This is a genomic window from Streptomyces sp. NPDC015345, assembly GCF_043078805.1.
Taxonomy (GTDB): domain Bacteria; phylum Actinomycetota; class Actinomycetes; order Streptomycetales; family Streptomycetaceae; genus Streptomyces.
On sequence record NZ_JBIBTX010000012.1, the window covers coordinates 52,278 to 71,278 of the forward strand.

Consider the following 19,001-nt stretch of genomic DNA (forward strand, 5'->3'; position numbering starts at 1 on the left):
GACGGGTGGTGTGGACGCGCTGGTCAGGGCGGGCTGGTCAAGGCGGGCTCAAGGGGCCTGTGGTCCGGTGAAGTACGCGGCGAGGGCGTCGACGCTGGGGTGGTCCCACACGATGGCCGGGTCGACCTCGATTCCGAGCCGGTCCTCGATGGCGGCGGCCAGGGTCAGGCCCGCGATGGAGTCCAGGCCGTACTCGTTCATGGACGCGGCGCGGTCGACGGTCCCGGTCGGGTCGCCGAGCAGCGCGGCCACCTCGCCGGCCAGCCAGTCGCTCAGTTCGTCACATGCGCGGTCCGCGCGGGCTTCGGTCATGGCCGGTTCTCCTCCTGCGACATGGGGCATGGCGTGCGGTGCGGGTTGCGCCCTGCGGTGCGGGTCACGGCGTCGCTCCTCGCGTGCCGTCCGGGAGCTGTCGGCCGGTGAGGTCGAAGGAGCGTCCGGCAGCGAGGCGGTCGAGGAGCTCGGTGACGAGGGGCTCCGCCAGTTCGTCGGGCAGCGCCGTGGGGCGGCCGGTCAGCCGCCCGTGAAGCCGGGTGAGCAGGGCCTGGAGCCACCGCGGGTCGCTCTGCCGGCCGCCGAGGCGGCGGTTGTGCCGCCAGATGCCGAGGCAGGCCGAGGCGGCGAGCAGGTGCCCGGTGCGGGTCACGAGTTCGGAGGCGTGCGGCCCCGTGGTGACACCCAGCTCGGACAGGGGAAGGGCGCGGCAGTCACGTGTGAGCGCGTCGTGTTCGGCGAGAAACAGCGCGCCAAGCTCGGCGGAGCGCCCGCTCAGCTCCGGCACCGAGGCGCGCAGCGTCCCGGTGAGGTGGTCGTTCCCCGACCCGCTGAGCTTGAGCCGGTCGAACCTCAGGGGCGGCAGCGGTACGTCGAGCCGGAACAGCTCCTCCGGGGCTCGCTGCGGTTGCGGCGAGGCCCAGGAGCGCCGGGCGAGGACGGGGAGCTGCGGCAGGACGTTCGACTCGCAGGCCCCGCGCGCCGCGTGCCCGAAGCTCACGACGCGCACGTCCCGCAGCAGTTTCTGGAAGATCGCCGACGGCCCGCGGCGCAGATAGAAGTGAGCGCCCATCAGCTCGGAGAGGGTGTACATGACGTCCAGCAGCAGCGCGGAGCCGAAGTGCTTGAACACCGATGCCAGCACGCTGACTTCGGCGGGCAGCACATGGACGGCCCGCAGCACGGTCGCACTCAGGCACTCCACGGCGAGCAGGTCGGCGTACGCACCGGCGAGAGTGGAGCGCAGGTACGGCAGGTCCAGCGCCGACCGCCCGTACAGCGACCGGCCGAGCAAGTGGCGCAGGGTCACCCGCAGCCCCGTCTCCACCGGTCCGCACATCACGGCCGGCAGGACGGTGCGGGTGATCTGGAAGGACCGCAGGGCGGTCTCCAGGCCGCCGCCCGTGCGCCCCAGCACGCTGCCGGGCGGCAGCGGACAGTCGTCGAACTCGATGCCGTGCAACTGCACCCCGCGCATGCCCGAGCTGGGAAAGCGCGGCAGGTCGTGTACGCGCGCGAGGTCGAGGTCGCGCTTGTCGACCAGCACCTGCGAGTGGCTGCGGCTGCCGCGGCGGTCGTCGGTGCGGGCGAACACGACCAGGGCGTCGGCGCGCCTGATGTTCGTCACGACCTCCTTGCGGCCCCGCAGCACGCGCCCCGCGCCGGTCTCGGCCACCGCGCACTCCACGCCCGCCATGTCGTTGCCGTGGGCCAGTTCGTGGTAGGCCGCCGCGATCCTGCGGTCGCGGAGCAGGAGGCGGGCGGTGGCCCGCTGCTGCCGCTCGTCCCCGGCCAGCCAGACGTTGACCGCCGCGATGAACGAGCTCATGCCGTAGCCGAGCCCCAGGCAGGGGTCACGCCGGTACACCGCGCGCAGGGCTGCCACCAGCTCGTCGATGCGGGACAGCCGCCCGCCGAGTGCGGTGGGTACGAAGTCGGCGTTGAGCCCGTGCTCGTCCAGGGCCCGTTCGCCGGCGGCGCACATCTCGCCGCGCTCGTCGGCCCGGAGCAGGGCGGCGAAGCCGAGGGGGTTGGCGTCGTCGAACGGGTCGCCCAGCCGGTTCTCCAGCGTGTCCACCAGGGTGGGCGCGTCGAGGGCCGGGCCGGCACCGCGGCTGTCGGCGGTCATGGCTCCTCCGTCCCGGACAGCAGCGAGAGGCCGTCCGCATCGGGGCCGGCGTGGAGCAGTGCGGCGGCGAGCAGGTCGCGGGCGTCGTGCCCGGCGGGGGGCGCCAGGCCGAGGCGGGTGAGCACGGTCGTCAGACAGGCCCGTACCCAGAGCGCGTCCTGCCACCAACGGGTGTCGTGCGAGGGCGCGTTGTGGAGCCACAGGGCCAGACAGGCCGCGCCGGCGAAGCACCATTCGTACCGTTGGACGAGGTCGAACGCGGCGGGCGGCACGCCCCCCGCCGTGCGGCAGGCGGCGATCTCCTCGTGCAGCCGCTCCGACTCGGCCGCCAGGGCTCGGGCCGCGTGCGCCACGTCCGGGGGCCCGGCGTCTGCGGCGAGGTCCGCCGCCAGGGGCAGCGACTGGACGAGGCTGCACCCGGCGCTGGTCAGAGCCAGGCGTGCGAAGTCGAGAGGGGGGCGGCGCGCGCCGTGCCCGGCGGTGTCGATGACACCCGTGATGTCGCGGGAGCCGCTCCTGCGGGCGCGGGCGAGCAGCGGGAACGAGGTGGCGAGCGCGTGGCGGTTGACCGCTGTGCTGCCGTCGAATATCCCCACGATCCGGTGGTCGCGGTCCAGTTTGGCGAAGGCGCCGTGTTCGAAGACCGTGGTGACGAAGCCGCGCACGCCGAGCAGGTCACCGAGCTGGTCGAGCGCCCGCTGCACGGTCGTGGGCACGAACGCCTTGGTGACGGCCGAGACCACGCCGAGTTCACCCGGCAGGGTCTGCGCCGCGCGTCCGGCGAACACCGCGACCGCCTCGGCGGTCAGGATCGCCGCCGCCGCGTCGCCCAGCACACGGCGTACGCGGGGCAGGTCGGCCAGTCGGTGCCCGTAGAGGTCGCGGTCGGCGAGGAAGCGCAGCGTGAGTGGCAGCGCGTGGTCGGCCGCGCCGAGCGAGAGCGCGGTGGCGAAGATCCGGGTGACCTGCAGCGACTTGAGAGCCGACTCGAACCCGGAGCCCTCCGGCCCGATGAGGGACGATCCGGGGGCCGGTGCGCCGTGCAGGGTGAACCCGCTGATGTCGGCCCCGCGGATGCCGTGGGTCGGCTCCTTGGGCAGCGTCCGCCAAGTGCCGTTCGGCAGCGTCGACCTGTCCAGCAGGAAGAAGCTGAGGCCCCGGGGTCCACCCTCGTCGCGGGTGCGTGCGAGTACGCAGGCGTACCGCGCCCGGGTGCCGTTGTTGATCAGCCACTTCTCGCCGTCGAGCCGCCAGTCGCGGCCGTGCGGCCGTGCGGTGAGCCGGCTCGCGAGCAGATCGCTGCCGTGGCCGCGTTCGGTCATCCCCCAGCACACCTCGGCGCCGGACGTGATCGCGTCGGCGAGCTCCGCCGCCTGCCGGTCGGTGCCGGCCACCCAGGTGGGCACCGCGCCCAGGAAGGTCTTGCCGTGCGCGACGGCGAGGGTGAGGTCGTGCCGGGCGACGACGCGCAGGACGGACCAGAGGCCGTCGAGGCCGTGCAGCAGGCCGCCGTGGCGGCGGGGCACGTAGTGGGCGGCCACCCCTGCCTCGCCGAGCAGGCGGTGCGCGGCTTCCGGGAACGCCTCGGCCTCGTCCCACGCGGCGAGCACGGCGGGGTCGAGGGCTCCGCCGGGCCGTGCCGCCCGGTGGAGCAGCTCCCTGAGCCGGCCGGCGGTGACGGCTTCCCGGGCGGTGCTCGTCATGCCGGACGCCCCTCCCCTGCCGATGCCGGTGCCCCTGCTTCCGCCACGGCCGCGCCGAGGCCGGGGTCGTACTCGGCGAACAGGGGTTCCACCCCACCGGACAGGAACAGGTCACGCATCACGGAGCGCTGCACCTTGCCGCTCGTCGTGCGCCGTACGGCGGCCCTGCGCAGCAGCGCCACCCCTGCGGCGCGCACCCCGAACTCCCGGGACACGGTGTCGCGCATCGTGCGGGCGAGCAGCCGTGCGCTGTCCTGCGAGGGCCTGCCGCGCACCTCCTGGAGCACGACGAGGGCCTCCTTGCCCTGCTCTTCCTCGTGCGCGAAGGACACCGTGAAGACCGCGCCGGGCAGTCCTGCCAGGTCGGCGTGGTCCTCGCGCAGGGCGTGCTCGACGTCCTGTGGGTGCAGGTTGCGGCCGTTGATGATCATCAAGTCCTTGCGCCTGCCGGTGACGTAGAGCTCGTCGTCGAGCAGTGCGCCCAGGTCTCCGGTCCGCAGGAACGGGCCGTCGCCTTCGGCGGTGCGCGCGCCGAACGTCTCGGCCGTGGCGTCGGGTCGGCCCCAGTAGCCCCGGGCGACGCTTGCGCCGCGCAGCCAGATCTCGCCGACGTGGCCCGGGGCCACCTCGGTGCGGCTGTCCGGGTCGACGACGCGTACCTCGAAGTCCCGGATCAAGCCGTTGCTCGGCAGCTCGCGGCCCGGTGCCGTGGGCGCCACCCGCCGCAGCTCGCCGCGTTCGAGGAGGTCGGGGTCCACACGGGCCACGACGAGTCCCCTGCCGGACGCGCCCGAGACGAAGACCGTTGCCTCGGCGAGGCCGTAGCAGGGGCTGAAGACGTCGTCCCGCAGCCCCGCGGCGGCGAAGCGCCGGGTGAAGCGCCTGGCCGTGGAGACCTGGACGGGTTCGGCGCCGCTGAGCACATGGCGCCACCGGGACAGGTCGAGCGCGGCAAGCTGCTCGTCGGTGACCTTCTCGACGCACAGGGCATGGGCGAAGTCGGGGGCGGCGGAGCACGTCACGTCGAAGTCGTCGATCACCTTCAGCCACAGGTGGGGGCGCTTCACGAACGTCACCGCCGACATGAGCACCGTCGTGGCGGCCAGCGCCAGCGGTGCGAGCGTCTGGAGGATGAGCCCCATGTCGTGGTAGAGCGGGGCCCAACCGCCGAGGCGCATCGGGGCGTCGGGCGAGATGGCACCGGTGAACGCGAGGACGTTGTGCAGCAGATTGCCGTGCGTGACCTCGACGCCCTTGGGGTCGCTGGTGGACCCGGAGGTGTACTGGAGCAGCGCGAGCGTCGCGCGGTCCGCCGGTGCGGGAGCCAGTCCTTCGCCCTCGGTGATCAGGTCCGTGGCCACGGTGCGCGGCCCTGGCCGGTCGGCGGCCTGTGCCCATGCGCGCACCTCCGCGAGGTTCGCCGTGTCGGTGAGCACCGCGCCGATGCCCGCGTCGGCGGCGATGGAGGAGAGCCTGCGGCGGTCCTGCCGGTAGTTGCCCGGCAGCGGTGCCACGACCGCGACCATGCCCGCGTACAGGCATCCGAAGAACGCCGCGACGCACTCGGTGCCCTGCGGGTAGAGCAGCAGCACCCGGTCACCGCGCTCCAGGGTCGCCGTCAGTTCCTCCCCGATCAGGGCGGCGCGGCGGTCAAGCTGGGCGTAGGTCAGTGTGTGCGCCCGCGCCTCGGCGGCGTCGTGGACGAAGATGACGGCGTCCCGCTCCGCGTGGTCGCGCGCGTGCTCGCGCAGCAGGGTGCTGAGCGCTTCGGCGCGTGCGACGTTCTCGGTCATGGTGTGCCCCACTGAGGTCTTCTCCCTGGCGGTGGCCGCCTGTCGAGGTCGGTGTCAGTTCCGGCGGGGCCGCTCGTCCCCCGTTCAGGACACGCCGCTGCGCTCCAGCAGCGTCTCGCCGCGCGCCTTGCCGTCGTTCAGCAGGGTCGAGCCCAGCGGGGTCAGCGAGTGCAGCACCGTGTTGAGGTTGCGGCTGCTGGTGACGAGCCCCGCCGCGCGCAGCACCGTGGTGTGCTGGCTGGCGGCGGCGACGGAGATGCCGAGCCTGCGCCCGAGCTGGGTGGTGGTGCAGCTCTCGGTCAGCGCGTGCAGGATGCCGGCCCGGGTGCGGCCCATCAGCGCGCCCAGCGCCTTGCCCTGGTGCGTCGGCCCGTCCCACAGGGTGGCGGCGGTGACCGTGTCCAGCGGTACGGGGTAGACCAGGACGAGTGTCGTGCCCTGGGCGCCGGGGCCGGTGCGCACGACCGGCCTGCCGTGCAGGAACAGCGACGGCATGAGGGTCAGGTCCATGCCGTCCGGATAGATGTCCTCGTCGAGTCCGTTGTCCAGCTCCAGGACCGGGGGGCGCCACCCGGCGCGCGTGTGCAGGGTTCCGAAGAGGCCCTCGACGCCGCTGCCGAGGAAGATGCGCCCGCGGTGCGCGGCGTCGGCCTTGAGGTAGGCGTTGACGCGGCGCCAGTAGGGTGCGACGGCCCTGTCGCGGAAGGCGGCTGCTGTCTCCCCGCCGAGGCCCGGGGAGCGCCGGGCGCCGGGGGGCAGCCCAGTGGTGCGGGAGAAGGAGCGGGCGGGTCCTGGCAGGCCCGGTCGGTGCGCGAGATGTCGTACCGCCGCCGACTGTCCCACCAGGTCTCGCCAGCGGGCGAAGATCGCGCCGCCGCCCCGGCGCAGTAACAGATCGGCCGCGAAAGCCGTTTCCATCACGGGGTCCCCACCGGGCGCGATGGTGATTCGCGTCAGGTCTTGCACAGAGAAATGGATTCGCTGCACTGGTTCCCCCCTGATCGGTGGATTAAAACCCGGTCCGAGTCACCGAGTTCGCAAAGCCCCGGCAGTCTTACCGGCCGCGAACAGCACCGCAATAAGTTTCAGATGGCGGCGAAAATGCCTACCACCCGCTTACGGAAAACGTCCCGGGCGGGGCATACTCCGCGAGTGGGCCACCGGAGCGGGCGCGCCCGGCGCCCGAAGTGCGGCTTCACACCGCGTGCCGTGCCACGGTGTCGGCCACGAGGTCCAGCCGCCGCCGGTCCCTGTGCCGCAGCAGCCGCTCGATCCGCTGCCCGTGCGCGCGGGTCAGGCACGGCACGGGGTGGACGATGTCGGCCCCGTCGGCGACGAGTTCGTCGACCAGCGGCTGAGGTCCGTCCGGCCGCGGCCCCGCATGGAGCGTGTCCCACTCGCCGAGCGCCTCCTGGCACGTCGCGCCGGGCGGCAGCGCGGCCCGTTCGGACGACAGGATCTCGGCCAGCCAGTCCCGGGTCGACGAGCGGTGCAGCTCGTGGAACCGTTCGCGCAGCGGCGCGGAGCGCAGTTCGTCGAGGGCCGCCCGCGCCGCGCGCGCGGAACCGGCGCGGCCCAGCACGATCGGGTGGGCGTCAGCGGCGTACGCGTCGGTGTGCCGCATCGTCGTCAGACCGGCCCTGATCCGCACCGTGGCCTCGCCCGCGATGGCGACGGGCTGGCCGTCGTCGGTGAACCGCAGCCACAGCTCCCAGTCGTCCCGGTTGATCCCCTGGCCCTCGGACCAGCCGCCCAGCCGGTCGAGCAGGGCGCGGCGGTGCGCGACCCTGGAGGGCTCGAAGAGGGAGGCGAGGACCTGGAGTTCCGGATGCCACACGCTGCCCAGTACGTGGGCGGGCACCTTCACGTCCCCCTGGTCGTCGACGTAGGTGCCGGCCGCCACCACCCAGGACTCGCCGGCGTCGAACCGGGCCAGCACCTGCGCGAGGTGGGTGGGACTCCAGCGGTCGTCGTCGTCCAGGTAGGCGACCAGCGGAGCCGACGAGGCGGCGAGGCCCACGTTGCGCGGCCCGCCGGGGCGCCTGCGCGGGGTGCATTCCAGGAAGGTGATGCGCGGGTCGTCGTACTCGGCGACCACGTCCGCCGTGTCGTCGGTCGAGGCGTCGGAGACGATCACGAGGTGCCAGTCCCGGACCGTCTGGGCCAGCACGCTCTCGATGGCCCCGCGAAGCAGCGCAGAACGGTTGTATGTGGCGCAGAGGACGTCGATTCGGGAATCATCGGGAGACATACGGTGTCCACACTCCTGCACGCTGAGTCATGAGTCGGCCGAGTTACGCTAGCGCGGAAATCTGTCGGCGTCGCAGGCCGCATTTCACTGATATCTGGGTCTTTCAAGCGAGCATGAAAAACTGTTCGCGAGCTGTCCCCGACATTTAGCATCCCCCCATGCCGATGCCCGACGGGCAGCCGCCGACGAGCGCACCCGTCCGAAGAGGAACGGCACTTGCCACGGTCAGGGGGCCAGCACGTGACCACAGAAAGCGCATCCCATCTCCGCCGCATCTCGGTCTTCGACGCCACGCTGCGAGACGGCGAGCAGGCGCCCGGCAACGCCATGTCGGCGCGGAGCAAAGTCACACTGGCCCTGGCGGCCGAGGCGTACGGCGCCGACGTGGTGGAGGCCGGCTTTCCCGGCTCCTCCGCCGAGGACGCCGAGGCGACCCGGCTGATCGCCGAGGCGCTGACCACCGCGAAGTTCGCCACGTTCAACCGCGCCTTCACCTCCGACGTACGGCAGTCCATGCTGGCCGGCGGCGCCCGCCCCAACCATCAGGTGCAGATCTGCGGCACCGGCAGCGACATCCACCTGGAGCACAAACGCGGCATCACGCGCGCGGAGTCGGTCCAGGAGGTGCGCGACTCGATCGGGCTCGCCGTCCAGATGGGCGCGACCGACATCTCGTTCGGTGTGGAGGACGCGAGCCGCAGCGCCAAGAGCCACGTCAGGGCGCTGGTCACCACCGCGGTCGAGTGCGGCGCGGGCACGGTCATACTCGCCGACACGACGGGCTGCGCGACGCCCGGCGAGTACGGCGACCTGTGCGCCGCCGTGCGGTCGTGGATACCGGACGAGGTGGTCCTGTCCACCCACTGCCACGACGACATGGGGCTGTCGTTGGCCAACGCCCTGGCCGGCATCGAGGCCGGCGCCGACCAGATCCAGGCGACCCTCGGCGGCATCGGGGAGCGGGCGGGAAACACCGCTCTGGAAGAGCTGTCCGCCGTACTCACGTACAAGGGAGAGCAGTTCGGCGTCACCATCGACGTACGGCTCGACCTTCTCTACCCCGCCTACCAGTTGCTCGCCGAGACCATCGCGCTGCCGCCGTACCGCAACAAGGCCGTGTTCGGCGTCAACTCCTTCGCGACGGAGGCCGGCATCCACCAGGACGGCATCCTCAAGAACCCTGTCAACTACGAGTACCTGAACCCGCACCGGTTCGGCCGGGAGCGGTCCCTGCTCGTGGGCCGGCACTCCGGCCGGGCGGTCCTGCGCTACCTCCTCACCCGCACCGGGATCGCCCAGGACGAGGCCCTCGTCGACGAGTTGTACGAGGAGTTCATCGCGTCGACGTCCCTGGGCGCGTGCGAGGAACTGGACGACCTCGCCAAGCGGCTCGCCGACCGCACCACCGCGCGGGCCGACACATGAGCCGTCCCACCACGCTGATCGACAAGGTGTGGGACGCGCACGTCGTGCAGCACCAGGACGGCGCCGACCTGCTCTACGTGGACCTGCACCTCATCCACGAGGCCACGTCGGCGCAGGCGTTCGACGGGCTGACGCTGGCCGGGCGCCGGGTGCGCCGCCCCGATCTGACGCTGGCGGTCGAGGACCACAACGTACCGACCGACTCGCTCACCATCGGCGACCCGGTGGCGTCCCTCCAGGTGCGCACGCTGCGGCGCAACTGCGCGGAGCACGGCATCCGGCTGTTCCGCCACGGTGACGCGCGCCAGGGCGTGGTGCACGTGGTCGGCCCCGAACTGGGCGTCGTCCTGCCCGGGACGACCGTCACCTGCGGCGACAGCCACACCTCGACCCACGGCGCGTTCGGGGCGCTGGCGTTCGGCGTGGGCACGAGCGACGTCGAGCACGTGCTCGCCACCCAGACGGTCGCGCTGCGGCGGCCGGGAACGATGGCCGTCGAGTTCGCCGGCCTGCCTCCGGACGACGTGACGGCCAAGGACCTGGCGCTCGCCCTGCTGGCACGGCTCGGCGCCAACGGCGCGCACGGGCACGTGCTGGAGTACCTCGGCGACGCCGTGCGGGCGCTGTCGGTCGAAGGCCGGATGACCTTGTGCAACATGAGCGTGGAGGCGGGCGCGCGAGCGGGACTCGTCGCACCGGACGAGACGACGCTCGACTATCTGCGACAGCGGCCCGAGAGCCCGCGGGGCGCCGCCTGGGAGCGGGCCGCGGCGCACTGGAGCGGGCTGCGCACCGACGCGGGGGCCGTGTTCGACCGGACGGTGCGCGTCGACGCGACCACCCTGACGCCGCACGTCACCTGGGGGACGAACCCCGGACAGGCGGTGGGCATCGGCGACCGCGTTCCCGACCCCGGCCGGTTCACCGGCGCCGAGCGGGCCGTGGCCCTGCGGGCACTGGAGTACATGGCTCTGACGCCCGGCACGGCGATGCGGGACATCGCTGTCGACACGGTGTTCATCGGCTCCTGCACCAACGGCAGGCTGGAGGACCTGCGCGCCGCGGCCGACGTGCTGCGCGGCCGGGCCGTCGCGCCCGGGGTGCGGATGCTGGTGGTCCCCGGATCGACGCAGGTGCGCCGCGCCGCGGAGGCGGAGGGCCTGGACGAGGTGTTCCTCGCCGCCGGCGCGCAGTGGCGTCTCTCGGGCTGCTCGATGTGCCTCGGCATGAACCCCGACCGGCTGCCCGGCACGCAGCGCTGTGCCTCCACCTCCAACCGCAACTACGAGGGGCGCCAGGGCAACACGGCCCGCACCCACCTGGTGTCGCCCGCCATGGCGGCGGCGACCGCCGTCACCGGGCGCTTCGCCTCGCCCGCCGACCTGGACTGACCGCCCGGGCGGTGCGAGCGGCGCATTGCCACCAAGCGAGAGAGCCCCCGACATGGACCCGCTCACCGAGCACACCGGCAGGTGCCTGCCGTTGCGACGCAGCGACGTGGACACAGACCAGATCATTCCGGCGCGGCACTGCCGCAGACTGACCAAGACCGGTTACGCCGACGCGCTGTTCGGCCACTGGCGCAAGGACCCCGGGTTCGTCCTGAACCGGCCGGAGCACCAGGGGGCGAGCATTCTGCTGGCGGGCCCCCACTTCGGCACCGGCTCCTCGCGTGAGCACGCGGTGTGGGCACTGCGGGACTGGGGGGTGCGCGCGGTGCTCGCCGCCAGCTTCGGCGACATCTTCCAGCGCAACGCGCTGCGCAACGGCGTGCTCGCGGTGCGGTTGCCGGACGCGGTCGTGGACGGCCTGCTGGACCGCGCGGAGCTGGACCCCACGGTCACGCTCACCGTCGACCTGCGCGGGCGGGAAGTGCGCGCCGACGGCCGGCGGTGGCCTTTCGAGGTCGACGCGCGGGCCCGTCGGCTGCTGCTCGAAGGGCTCGACGACATCGAGGTGGCCCTGCGCGCCCAGGACGCCATCACCCGGCACGAACAGACCCGGCCCGACTGGATGCCCCGGCCGTCGGCGGCCGTGAGGCGCCGCTGAAGGAGGAAGCGAACCGTGCGACGCATCGCCGTGATCCCGGGTGACGGGATAGGCCCAGAAGTCACGGCGGAGGCGCTGCGGACACTGCACGCGGTGGCGCCCGACCTGGAGTTCGACGTGCTCGACCACGTCAACGCCGACCGGTACCTCGCCACCGGAACCGCGCTGTCCGACGACGACTTCGCACGCGTGGCAAGCTGTGACGGCGCCCTGTTGGGAGCGGTCGGCGACCCCCGTGTCACCAGCCCCGACTACGCGCGCGACGTCCTGCTCCGCCTCCGCTTCGAGCTGGATCTGTACATCAACCACCGCCCGGCGCAACTCCTGCACGACCGGCTCAGCCCGCTGCGCGACCAGGGCCGCAGACCGATCGACTGCACGGTGGTGCGCGAGAACACCGAAGGTCCGTACGTGGGCGTCGGCGGCGCGCTGCGCGTCGGCACCCCGCACGAGACGGCGATCGACACCGAGGTGAGCACCTACCGCGGGGTGCGCCGGGCGATGGAGTTCGCGTTCGCCAGGGCCACCCGGTCGGTGTGCCTGGTGGACAAGGCCAACGCCGTACCGCACAACGGAACACTGTGGCAGCGGTGCTTCCGCGAGGCCGCGGCGCTCCGTCCGGACCTGCCCACCCGCCACTTGTACGTGGACGCGGCGGTCATGCTGCTCGTGCAGGACCCGACGGCCTTCGACGTGATCGTGGCGAACAACGCGCACGGTGACGTGCTGAGCGACCTCACCGCGCAACTGGCGGGCGGCCCCGGCATCGCGGCGTCGGCGAACCTGAACCCGCAGACGGGCTACGCGCTGTGCGAGCCCGTCCACGGCTCGGCGCCCGACCTCGCGGGCACCGGCCGGGCCAACCCGCTGGCGGCCGTCCTCAGCGCCGCGCTGCTCCTGGACTGCGCGGGCCGCGCCGAGCAGGCGGAGCGGATACGTACGGCGGTGCGCACCGTGGTGCGGGACCTGCGGTGCACGGCCGACGTCGGGGGCTCGCTGACCACGTCCGGCGCGGGCGCCGCCGTACGCGATGCGTTGCACGGGGAATGACGACACAACAACACATCTTCCGAAGGGCATCCCGTGATGACCGCAGTACGCGGGTTCCACCACCTCCGCCCCGTGGCCGGCCGGGTCGAGGGCGAGGTGGGTGACACGCCCTTCGCCGTCACGACGTCCCACGGACTACTGCTGTGGAACGGACGGCACTTCGAGCGCATCACCCGGGGTCCGGCCTGTGGCCTGACGGTGCGGGACGGAGCGCTGTGGGTCTTCCAGCGCGCCGGGCGCCACGGCCGTGTGCTCTCCGTGCACCTGGAGGGGGAGGACGTCGAGGTCGTCCCGCGCATCTGGGGTCTGCCGGGCAACGGGTACTGCATCGACTTCGTCGACGACGAGCTCATGGTCACCGACCCCTCCCGCAACCAGGTGCTCGCCTACCGGATCGGCGACGGCAGACCCGCGGTGCACGCGGCGCACGCCGCACGCTCCTTCTGCCTGGAGGACCGGGCGGCCCGCGTCCCCCTGCGCATCAGCGCGCTGCTCCCGCACGGGCCGCTCCTGTTCGTCATGGCGAGCAAGGGCCGCGGGCACGACTCCCGGCAGAGCGAGATCTGGGCCTTCGACAGCCGGGCGCGGCTGGTCGCGGTGGTCCCCGCGGGCGGCACCCACTGCCATGACCTGTTCTTCGACGGCGAGCAGTTCGTGCTGTGCAGGTCACGGGAGCGGACGGTGGTGCGCGGCCCGCACCCGGTGTACCGCGCGGACGGCTTCCCGCGCGGTCTCGCGGTGGGCGAGGACCGGGTTCTCGTGGGCGTCTCGGCCCACGCGCGTTCCCGGCACGCCCGCGAGTCGGGTGCGGCGAGCGTGGACTTCCTGGACCGCGACTTCCGGTGGCAGGGCCGGATCACGTTGCGCCACGGCCAGATCAGGAACGTGCGGCTGCTCTCCGACGACATCGCCACCGGCAACGCGGTGCGCCGGACGGCGAAGACGAGCGCACACGCGGTGAAGGTCATCCCAGCACCACCGAGCGGTCGAGGAGCATGAGCGAACCGGTCGCGGTCAGCAGACGGTCGTTCGCGTAGTTGAGGCTGGCCGCCCGCAGGTCGCGGAATGTCCGCTCCACCGGGAGCGGGGACGTCTTGGAGTAGCCGGCGGCGAGCCCGGCGAACTGCATCATGCGGTCGGCGGCCCGGAAGGTCAGCTCGGACGCGGCCACCTTCAGCGTGTTCAGGTGGATCTGCACGACCGTCTCCCCCAGCGACCGGCCGGCCGCCCGCGCGGCACTGACCTCCTGCTCGACGCGGTGGAGGTATCCGCTGGTCAGCTCCAGGTCGATGCGTATCCGGGCCAGCCGCTCCCGTACGAGCTCGGACGCGGTGTCCGGGCCCCGGCGCCCCGGCCCCCGCAGTCCGGTGACCAGCTCGCCCAGCGCCGCGCGCGCCGCCCCCAGCCAGCAGGCGGACCAGCCCAGATGGGCCATGGGGATCATCGACTCCACCGCCACGTCGCGGAACCCTCCGGGGCCGCCGACGACCTGGTCGGCGGGGACCTCACCGGACAGCCGGACGCCGAGGCTCTGCGTCCCGCGCATGCCGAGGGTGTCCCACTCCCCGGTCTCCGCGACCGAGAGGGCGTCCCGGTCGGCGTACACCAGGGACACCGCGTTGGCGGGCAGGTCGGCACCCTCCTTCATCGTGATGAGGAATCCCTCGGCGACGGAGGCCCCCGTCACGACCGGCGCGTCCCGCTCGATGCGCAGCCGTCCGCCCCGTGCGTCCAACGGGGCGTCGGCGGACAGGAGATGGCCGCCCTTGCCCCGCTCCGTGGTCACCGACGCGATGTACAACTCGCCCCGGGCGACGCGGGGCAGCACGCGCTCGCGCAGCTCGGGGCCACCGAAGCGGGCGATGGCATCCGTCTGCTGGCAGTGCATGGCCCAGGCCAGGGCCGTGGACAGACAACCGCCCGCGAGCACTTGGGCCACGTCGACGTAGACGTCCAGACCGGCGCCCGCGCCTCCGTACCCGGTCGGCACCACGAGCCCCAGCAGCCCCGCCTCGCGGAGCGCGGCGAAGCTCTCCACCGGGAACCTCGCCTGATCGTCCACCTCCGCCGCGTACTTGCGCAGCACGCTCGCGGCCGTCAGCGCCGCCTCATGGCACGAGTCACTCATCGCTGCCCTCTTCCCTGCCCCGCGTAGGCATTCCCGTACGCGACGCATTCGCTGCCTCGGACGGCGAGGAATTCCATGACCCAGGGGGAATGCTCAAAGTGAACGGAATTAGATGTCGGCGGGCAGCCTAATCGTGCGACCCGCCGCACCGTCAAGAACTTTCAGCCTCTGCTGCATGACCGAGCACATCGCTGCCGTCGATCCGAAACGGCTGCTACGCTCCCGTTTTCAAACCGGCGCCCGTGCACCACTCATGCGCCAGGACAGTGCACACGGATTTCTTTCCCATGGATATGGACACCGGTGACGGTGAGAGATGCGGAGGCGGCATGGGCGGCGACCGGCGAAATGCGGTGGTGACCGGCGGCGCCGGCTTTCTGGGATCGCATCTGTGTGAACGTCTGTTGCGCGAGGGCGCGTCCGTGGTGTGCGTGGACGACTTCTCCACCGGGAACCCGGACAACATCGCCCACCTGATGGCGGACGACCGCTTCAGCCTGGTGAAGCGGGACATCTGCACCGGTCTCGAGGTCGACGGCCCGGTGGACGCGATCGTCCACCTCGCGTCACCGGCCAGCCCGCAGGATTACCTGCGCCTGCCCGTGGAGACGCTGCGCGTGGGTTCGGCCGGCACGCTGGCCGCCCTGGAGCTGGCCAGGCGGACGGCTGCGCGCCTCGTATACGCCTCGTCCAGCGAGGTGTACGGGGACCCGCTGGTCCACCCGCAGGACGAGACGTACTGGGGCAACGTGAACCCGCTCGGCCCGCGCTCGGTGTACGACGAGAGCAAGCGGTTCGGCGAGGCCGCGGTCGCCGCGTACGTCCGGGAGCACGGCGTCGACGCGTGCGTCGTGCGGCTGTTCAACACCTACGGGCCGCGCATGAAGCCCGACGACGGACGCATGGTGCCGAACTTCGTCGTCCAGGCCCTGGAGGGCAAGCCGCTGACCGTCTACGGATCGGGGCGGCAGACGAGGTCGCTGTGTTACGTGTCCGACACGGTCGAGGCCCTCCTGCGCGCGGTCGGAAGCGACCACCCGGGGCCGATGAACCTCGGCAACCCGGTGGAGATGACGGTCCTGGAGGTCGCCGAACTGATACGCGACCTCACCGGGTCCACGTCCGAGATCACCTTCCTGCCCGGCATGGAGGACGACCCGCGGCTGCGTCGCCCGGAGATCGCCCTCGCCCGCCGGGTACTCGGCTGGCAGCCGGAGGTGTCCCTGCGGCAAGGCCTTGCCGAGGTCATCTCGTCGTTCAGGGACCTGCGGGCGGCGGCGCGGCTCGGCGCGGTCGACTGAACTCACTCAGGTTCCTGTCAGGAACAGGGCAACCATTCGGGGCGGGTGCGGGTCTACTGACCGAGCACACCCCGAGGAGACCATCATCATCGCCATACGCAAGACCCTGACCGCCACCGCAGTCGTCGGCGCGGTTCTCGCCGGTTCGGCCGCCTGCGGCACCGTGGAGCAGCTGTCCGCCGGCCAGAAGCTCGACGAGGCCTTCGAGAAGCTGAACCAGGAGAAGTCACTCTCCTTCGAGTTCTCCCTGGACACCGACGCCGCGTCGCTCAAGGCGATGGACGGCTCCTCGTCCCCGGAGCCCGGCGAGGAGCTGCCGGACGAGGTCGCGCAGCTGCTCAGCGACGCGAAGGTCAGCGTCACCGTGCAGTCGAAGAAGCCGTTCGGCAAGTCCGGCGAGAAGGACTTCGACCGCATGGCCATGAAGGTCAGCGGCCCGGACGGGCGCCTGGTCGACTACCGGGTCATCGGCGACCAGACGTACCTCCGCACCGACGCGAGCACGCTCGGCAAGGCCATGGGCGCCCCCCTGCCGAAGGCGGCGGATCTGCCCCCGGAGGCCGGGGCGCTCAAGAAGGTCCTCGAAGGCGAGTGGGTGAAGATCGACACCAAGCAGATGGAGGAGCTCGCCGCCGAGAACGGCGCGGAGCCCGGGACCGAGCCCTCGCCGCAGCCCACCCTCGACGCCGTGACGCAGAAGAAGCTCATGAAGGCCGTACGCGAGGTCGTCGCCCGTGAAGTCACGTTGAAGTCGGCCGGGAGCGGGGACGGGACCGAGCGCGTCACCGCCACCGCGCCCTTCCGCACCCTGGCCACGGAACTGGTCGGCGAGCTGCGCCCGCTGGTGAAGAAGCTGCCGCCCGGCATGGAGCTGCCGACGGACAAGGAGCTGAAGGACGCCCCGGACGGCAAGGTCAAGGCCGACATCACGCTGAAGAACGGGGAGCTGAAGGAGGTCCGTCTCGACCTCGCCAAGCTCGCCGAGAACACCAAGGTCAAGAAGTTCGGCCTGGTCATACGGATGACGGACGGCGTCAAGCCGACCGCCCCGGCCGGCGCCACCGAGCTGGACGTCGAGCAGCTGATGGCGGGAATGCTCGGCGGGATGGGCGCGGAAGGCCCGGACGGGGCTGTCGACGGCATGTGACCGCAGGGCGGCTTCCCCGAGAGCGAGCCGATCGGGGAAGCCGCCCACGCGGTCGGTCGACGCAATGTGTGACGGGGATGTTTGGACGGTGGATGAGCGGCCAGACGAACCTCAGAACACGATGTTGTCGATGCCAAGGGAGCGTGAGCGGACATGACCGCCGACGAGAAGGCCAAGGCGAAGACCGAGCAGGCCAAGGGCGCTGCCAAGAAGGCCGCGGGCCGGGCCGTGGGCAACGAGCGCCTGACCGCCGAGGGCCGCGCGGAGCAGATGAAGGGCGACGCTCGCCAGGCCAAGGAGAAGACCAAGGACATCGGCAAGCACTAGCTCACCCATCACTCGCGTATCCGGGCCCCGGGGAATCCTCCCCGGGGCCCGACCCGTGCGGGTCGTACGACGGGGCGGCGCACCGGGGAATTCCGTGGTAAAGAACTGGGGAAATCAGGGCCGTCCCTCTTTTCCGGCGAGTTCTACGCTGACCGGGCGCCGCACTCTTCTCCTCGCTCTTCTCCGTGTTCTCCTCCGTCTCCGTCTCTCTTTTCCTACGGCCATTACTCCCTGCCGACGCCGAAGTTCCTGCGTCGGCAGCCCCCTCCCGCCTGACCGCCCGCGGCCGCGGCCGCGCCAAGGGGACCGAGCCGCCCGTCACGGCACCCGAACGCGCCGCTGCTGTTGGCAGGCCCGCGCGGATCTGGGTTTGCTGGACGACGAGGTACGCGCGCCGCATCGCCGCAGTCGTGCTCGCATGACGCCACCGGCCCGGGGAACCCGCGCACCATAAGCCTCTTGGTCCCTAACACCATCACCAGCTGCCACGAGGAGAGAGTCATGCGGGCACTGACGTGGCACGGCAGGCGCGACGTGCGGGTCGAGACCGTACCGGACCCCGTGCTGAAAGAACCGACCGACATCGTCATCCGCGTCACCTCAACCGGCATCTGCGGATCCGACCTGCACCTGTACGAGGTGATGGGCCCCTATCTGGACGCCGGTGACATCCTCGGCCACGAAGCCATGGGAATCGTCGAGGAGATCGGCTCCGGTGTGACGGAGCTGGCCGTGGGCGACCGCGTCGTCGTGCCGTTCAACGTCTCGTGCGGCGACTGCTTCATGTGCGACGCCGGGCTGCACTCCCAGTGCGAGACGACGCAGAACCGCGAGCAGGGCACGGGTGCCTCGCTCTTCGGTTACACCAAGCTGTACGGGCAGGTGCCCGGCGGCCAGGCGGAGCTGCTGCGCGTGCCGTTCGGCAACACCCTTCCGATCAAGGTCCCCGAGGGTCCGCCCGACGACCGGTTCGTCTACCTCTCCGATGTCCTGCCCACCGCCTGGCAGGCCGTGGAGTACGCCGCGATCCCGCCCGGCGGCACCGTGACCGTGCTGGGCCTCGGGCCGATCGGCGCGATGGCCGCCCGTATCGCCCTGCACCGCGGGGCCGGCCTGGTCGTGGGCGTCGACCTGGTCCCCGAGCGGCTGAGCCGGGCCGCGCGGGACGGCGTCAAGGCCCTGGATCTGCGCCGCCACGGCAAGGACATCGGTGAGGCGGTGCGCGACCTGACGCAGGGGCGCGGCACGGACGCCGTCATCGACGCCGTCGGCATGGAGGCCCATGGCGCGCCGCTGGTCAAGGCCGCGCAGTGGGGTGTGGGCATGCTGCCGGACGCCGTCGGCGCGAAGGTCATGGGGAAGGTGGGCGTCGACCGTCTCGGCGCCCTGTACGCGGCGATCGACATCGTCCGCCGCGGCGGCACGATTTCCCTCTCCGGCGTGTACGGCGGGGCGGCCGACCCGATGCCGCTCCTGACGATGTTCGACAAGCAGCTCCAGCTGCGCATGGGCCAGGCCAACGTCAAGCGCTGGGTCGACGACATCCTTCCGCTGCTGACCGACGACGACCCTCTCGGCGTCGACGGCTTCGCCACCCACCACCTCCCGCTGGAGGAGGGCCCGAAGGCGTACGCGACGTTCCAGGCGAAGGAAGACAACATGATCAAGACGCTCCTGCGGCCCTGACCGCGCCCGTGCCTGACCG

The 19,001-nt window shown here is 72.0% G+C and carries 16 protein-coding genes; 9 read left to right on the top strand and 7 right to left on the bottom strand.

Annotation, left to right across the window (positions count from 1 at the left end):
* Positions 1-48: 48 nt before the first annotated feature.
* From ACF062_RS35730 to ACF062_RS35755, 6 genes are all read right to left on the bottom strand, one after another.
* The gene (locus ACF062_RS35730) at positions 49-312 is read right to left on the bottom strand and encodes an acyl carrier protein (protein ID WP_392143857.1); all 264 of its coding nucleotides are present in this window, start codon (positions 310-312) and stop codon (positions 49-51) included.
* Positions 313-376: 64 nt separating this feature from the next.
* A complete protein-coding gene (locus ACF062_RS35735) occupies positions 377-2,122 on the bottom strand; it encodes an acyl-CoA dehydrogenase (protein ID WP_392143859.1) in 1,746 nt (581 codons plus the stop codon).
* Positions 2,119-3,825 carry an acyl-CoA dehydrogenase family protein gene (locus ACF062_RS35740; protein WP_392143861.1) on the bottom strand — a complete coding sequence of 569 codons (1,707 nt, stop codon included), beginning with the start codon at positions 3,823-3,825 and terminating at the stop codon, positions 2,119-2,121. Before ACF062_RS35740 ends, ACF062_RS35735 begins: the two co-directional genes overlap by 4 nt.
* Positions 3,822-5,618: a fatty acyl-AMP ligase gene (locus ACF062_RS35745; protein ID WP_392143863.1), complete on the bottom strand. Its 1,797-nt coding sequence runs from the start codon at positions 5,616-5,618 to the stop codon at positions 3,822-3,824. Before ACF062_RS35745 ends, ACF062_RS35740 begins: the two co-directional genes overlap by 4 nt.
* Before the next feature lie 84 nt (positions 5,619-5,702).
* Positions 5,703-6,536 carry an ArsR/SmtB family transcription factor gene (locus tag ACF062_RS35750; RefSeq protein WP_392143865.1) on the bottom strand — a complete coding sequence of 278 codons (834 nt, stop codon included), beginning with the start codon at positions 6,534-6,536 and terminating at the stop codon, positions 5,703-5,705.
* 277 nt (positions 6,537-6,813) lie between these two features.
* Complete coding sequence (locus ACF062_RS35755) at positions 6,814-7,869, bottom strand: glycosyltransferase family 2 protein (RefSeq protein WP_392143867.1); 1,056 nt, start codon at positions 7,867-7,869, stop codon at positions 6,814-6,816.
* 240 nt (positions 7,870-8,109) lie between these two features.
* Here ACF062_RS35755 and ACF062_RS35760 point away from each other — a divergent pair, with 240 nt between their 5' ends.
* Genes ACF062_RS35760 through ACF062_RS35780 form a run of 5 tightly spaced genes read left to right on the top strand, consistent with a single transcriptional unit; the run spans position 8,110 to position 13,392 of the window.
* The gene (locus ACF062_RS35760; RefSeq protein WP_392143868.1) at positions 8,110-9,294 is read left to right on the top strand and encodes a LeuA family protein; all 1,185 of its coding nucleotides are present in this window, start codon (positions 8,110-8,112) and stop codon (positions 9,292-9,294) included.
* Complete coding sequence (leuC, locus tag ACF062_RS35765; protein WP_392143870.1) at positions 9,291-10,685, top strand: 3-isopropylmalate dehydratase large subunit; 1,395 nt, start codon at positions 9,291-9,293, stop codon at positions 10,683-10,685. The genes ACF062_RS35760 and leuC overlap by 4 nt, the downstream gene beginning before the upstream one ends.
* A gap of 52 nt (positions 10,686-10,737) precedes the next feature.
* Positions 10,738-11,343 (top strand): 3-isopropylmalate dehydratase small subunit, encoded by a 606-nt coding sequence (gene leuD / locus ACF062_RS35770; protein ID WP_392143872.1) that lies wholly within the window; start codon positions 10,738-10,740, stop codon positions 11,341-11,343.
* 15 nt (positions 11,344-11,358) lie between these two features.
* Positions 11,359-12,393: an isocitrate/isopropylmalate dehydrogenase family protein gene (locus ACF062_RS35775; protein WP_392143874.1), complete on the top strand. Its 1,035-nt coding sequence runs from the start codon at positions 11,359-11,361 to the stop codon at positions 12,391-12,393.
* A gap of 36 nt (positions 12,394-12,429) precedes the next feature.
* A complete protein-coding gene (locus ACF062_RS35780; protein ID WP_392143876.1) occupies positions 12,430-13,392 on the top strand; it encodes a hypothetical protein in 963 nt (320 codons plus the stop codon).
* Here the strand turns inward: ACF062_RS35780 and ACF062_RS35785 are convergent.
* Entirely contained in the window at positions 13,358-14,521 is a 1,164-nt protein-coding gene (locus tag ACF062_RS35785; protein ID WP_392143878.1) for an acyl-CoA dehydrogenase family protein, read from the bottom strand. The genes ACF062_RS35780 and ACF062_RS35785 overlap by 35 nt on opposite strands.
* Before the next feature lie 287 nt (positions 14,522-14,808).
* Between ACF062_RS35785 and ACF062_RS35790 the strand changes: the two genes are divergently transcribed.
* The 4 genes from ACF062_RS35790 to ACF062_RS35805 all read left to right on the top strand — a co-directional run bounded on the left by ACF062_RS35790 (position 14,809) and on the right by ACF062_RS35805 (position 18,982).
* Positions 14,809-15,822, top strand: a complete 1,014-nt coding sequence (locus tag ACF062_RS35790) for a UDP-glucuronic acid decarboxylase family protein (RefSeq protein ID WP_392143880.1) — start codon at positions 14,809-14,811, stop codon at positions 15,820-15,822.
* A 163-nt stretch (positions 15,823-15,985) separates the two neighbouring features.
* Positions 15,986-16,969, top strand: coding sequence for a hypothetical protein (locus ACF062_RS35795; protein WP_392143882.1), 984 nt, complete (start codon positions 15,986-15,988; stop codon positions 16,967-16,969).
* 153 nt (positions 16,970-17,122) lie between these two features.
* Complete coding sequence (locus tag ACF062_RS35800) at positions 17,123-17,296, top strand: CsbD family protein (protein WP_356581175.1); 174 nt, start codon at positions 17,123-17,125, stop codon at positions 17,294-17,296.
* A 501-nt stretch (positions 17,297-17,797) separates the two neighbouring features.
* Positions 17,798-18,982, top strand: coding sequence for an alcohol dehydrogenase catalytic domain-containing protein (locus ACF062_RS35805; protein WP_392143884.1), 1,185 nt, complete (start codon positions 17,798-17,800; stop codon positions 18,980-18,982).
* The last annotated feature ends 19 nt before the right edge of the window (positions 18,983-19,001 follow it).

Coding starts and splice junctions, on each gene's coding strand:
- ACF062_RS35730 (WP_392143857.1), bottom strand. CDS start 312: ATGACCGAAGCCCGCGCGGACCGCGCATGTGACGAACTGAGCGACTGG.
- ACF062_RS35735 (WP_392143859.1), bottom strand. CDS start 2,122: ATGACCGCCGACAGCCGCGGTGCCGGCCCGGCCCTCGACGCGCCCACC.
- ACF062_RS35740 (WP_392143861.1), bottom strand. CDS start 3,825: ATGACGAGCACCGCCCGGGAAGCCGTCACCGCCGGCCGGCTCAGGGAG.
- ACF062_RS35745 (WP_392143863.1), bottom strand. CDS start 5,618: ATGACCGAGAACGTCGCACGCGCCGAAGCGCTCAGCACCCTGCTGCGC.
- ACF062_RS35750 (WP_392143865.1), bottom strand. CDS start 6,536: ATGGAAACGGCTTTCGCGGCCGATCTGTTACTGCGCCGGGGCGGCGGC.
- ACF062_RS35755 (WP_392143867.1), bottom strand. CDS start 7,869: ATGTCTCCCGATGATTCCCGAATCGACGTCCTCTGCGCCACATACAAC.
- leuC (WP_392143870.1), top strand. CDS start 9,291: ATGAGCCGTCCCACCACGCTGATCGACAAGGTGTGGGACGCGCACGTC.
- leuD (WP_392143872.1), top strand. CDS start 10,738: ATGGACCCGCTCACCGAGCACACCGGCAGGTGCCTGCCGTTGCGACGC.
- ACF062_RS35780 (WP_392143876.1), top strand. CDS start 12,430: ATGACCGCAGTACGCGGGTTCCACCACCTCCGCCCCGTGGCCGGCCGG.
- ACF062_RS35785 (WP_392143878.1), bottom strand. CDS start 14,521: ATGAGTGACTCGTGCCATGAGGCGGCGCTGACGGCCGCGAGCGTGCTG.
- ACF062_RS35790 (WP_392143880.1), top strand. CDS start 14,809: ATGGATATGGACACCGGTGACGGTGAGAGATGCGGAGGCGGCATGGGC.
- ACF062_RS35800 (WP_356581175.1), top strand. CDS start 17,123: ATGACCGCCGACGAGAAGGCCAAGGCGAAGACCGAGCAGGCCAAGGGC.
- ACF062_RS35805 (WP_392143884.1), top strand. CDS start 17,798: ATGCGGGCACTGACGTGGCACGGCAGGCGCGACGTGCGGGTCGAGACC.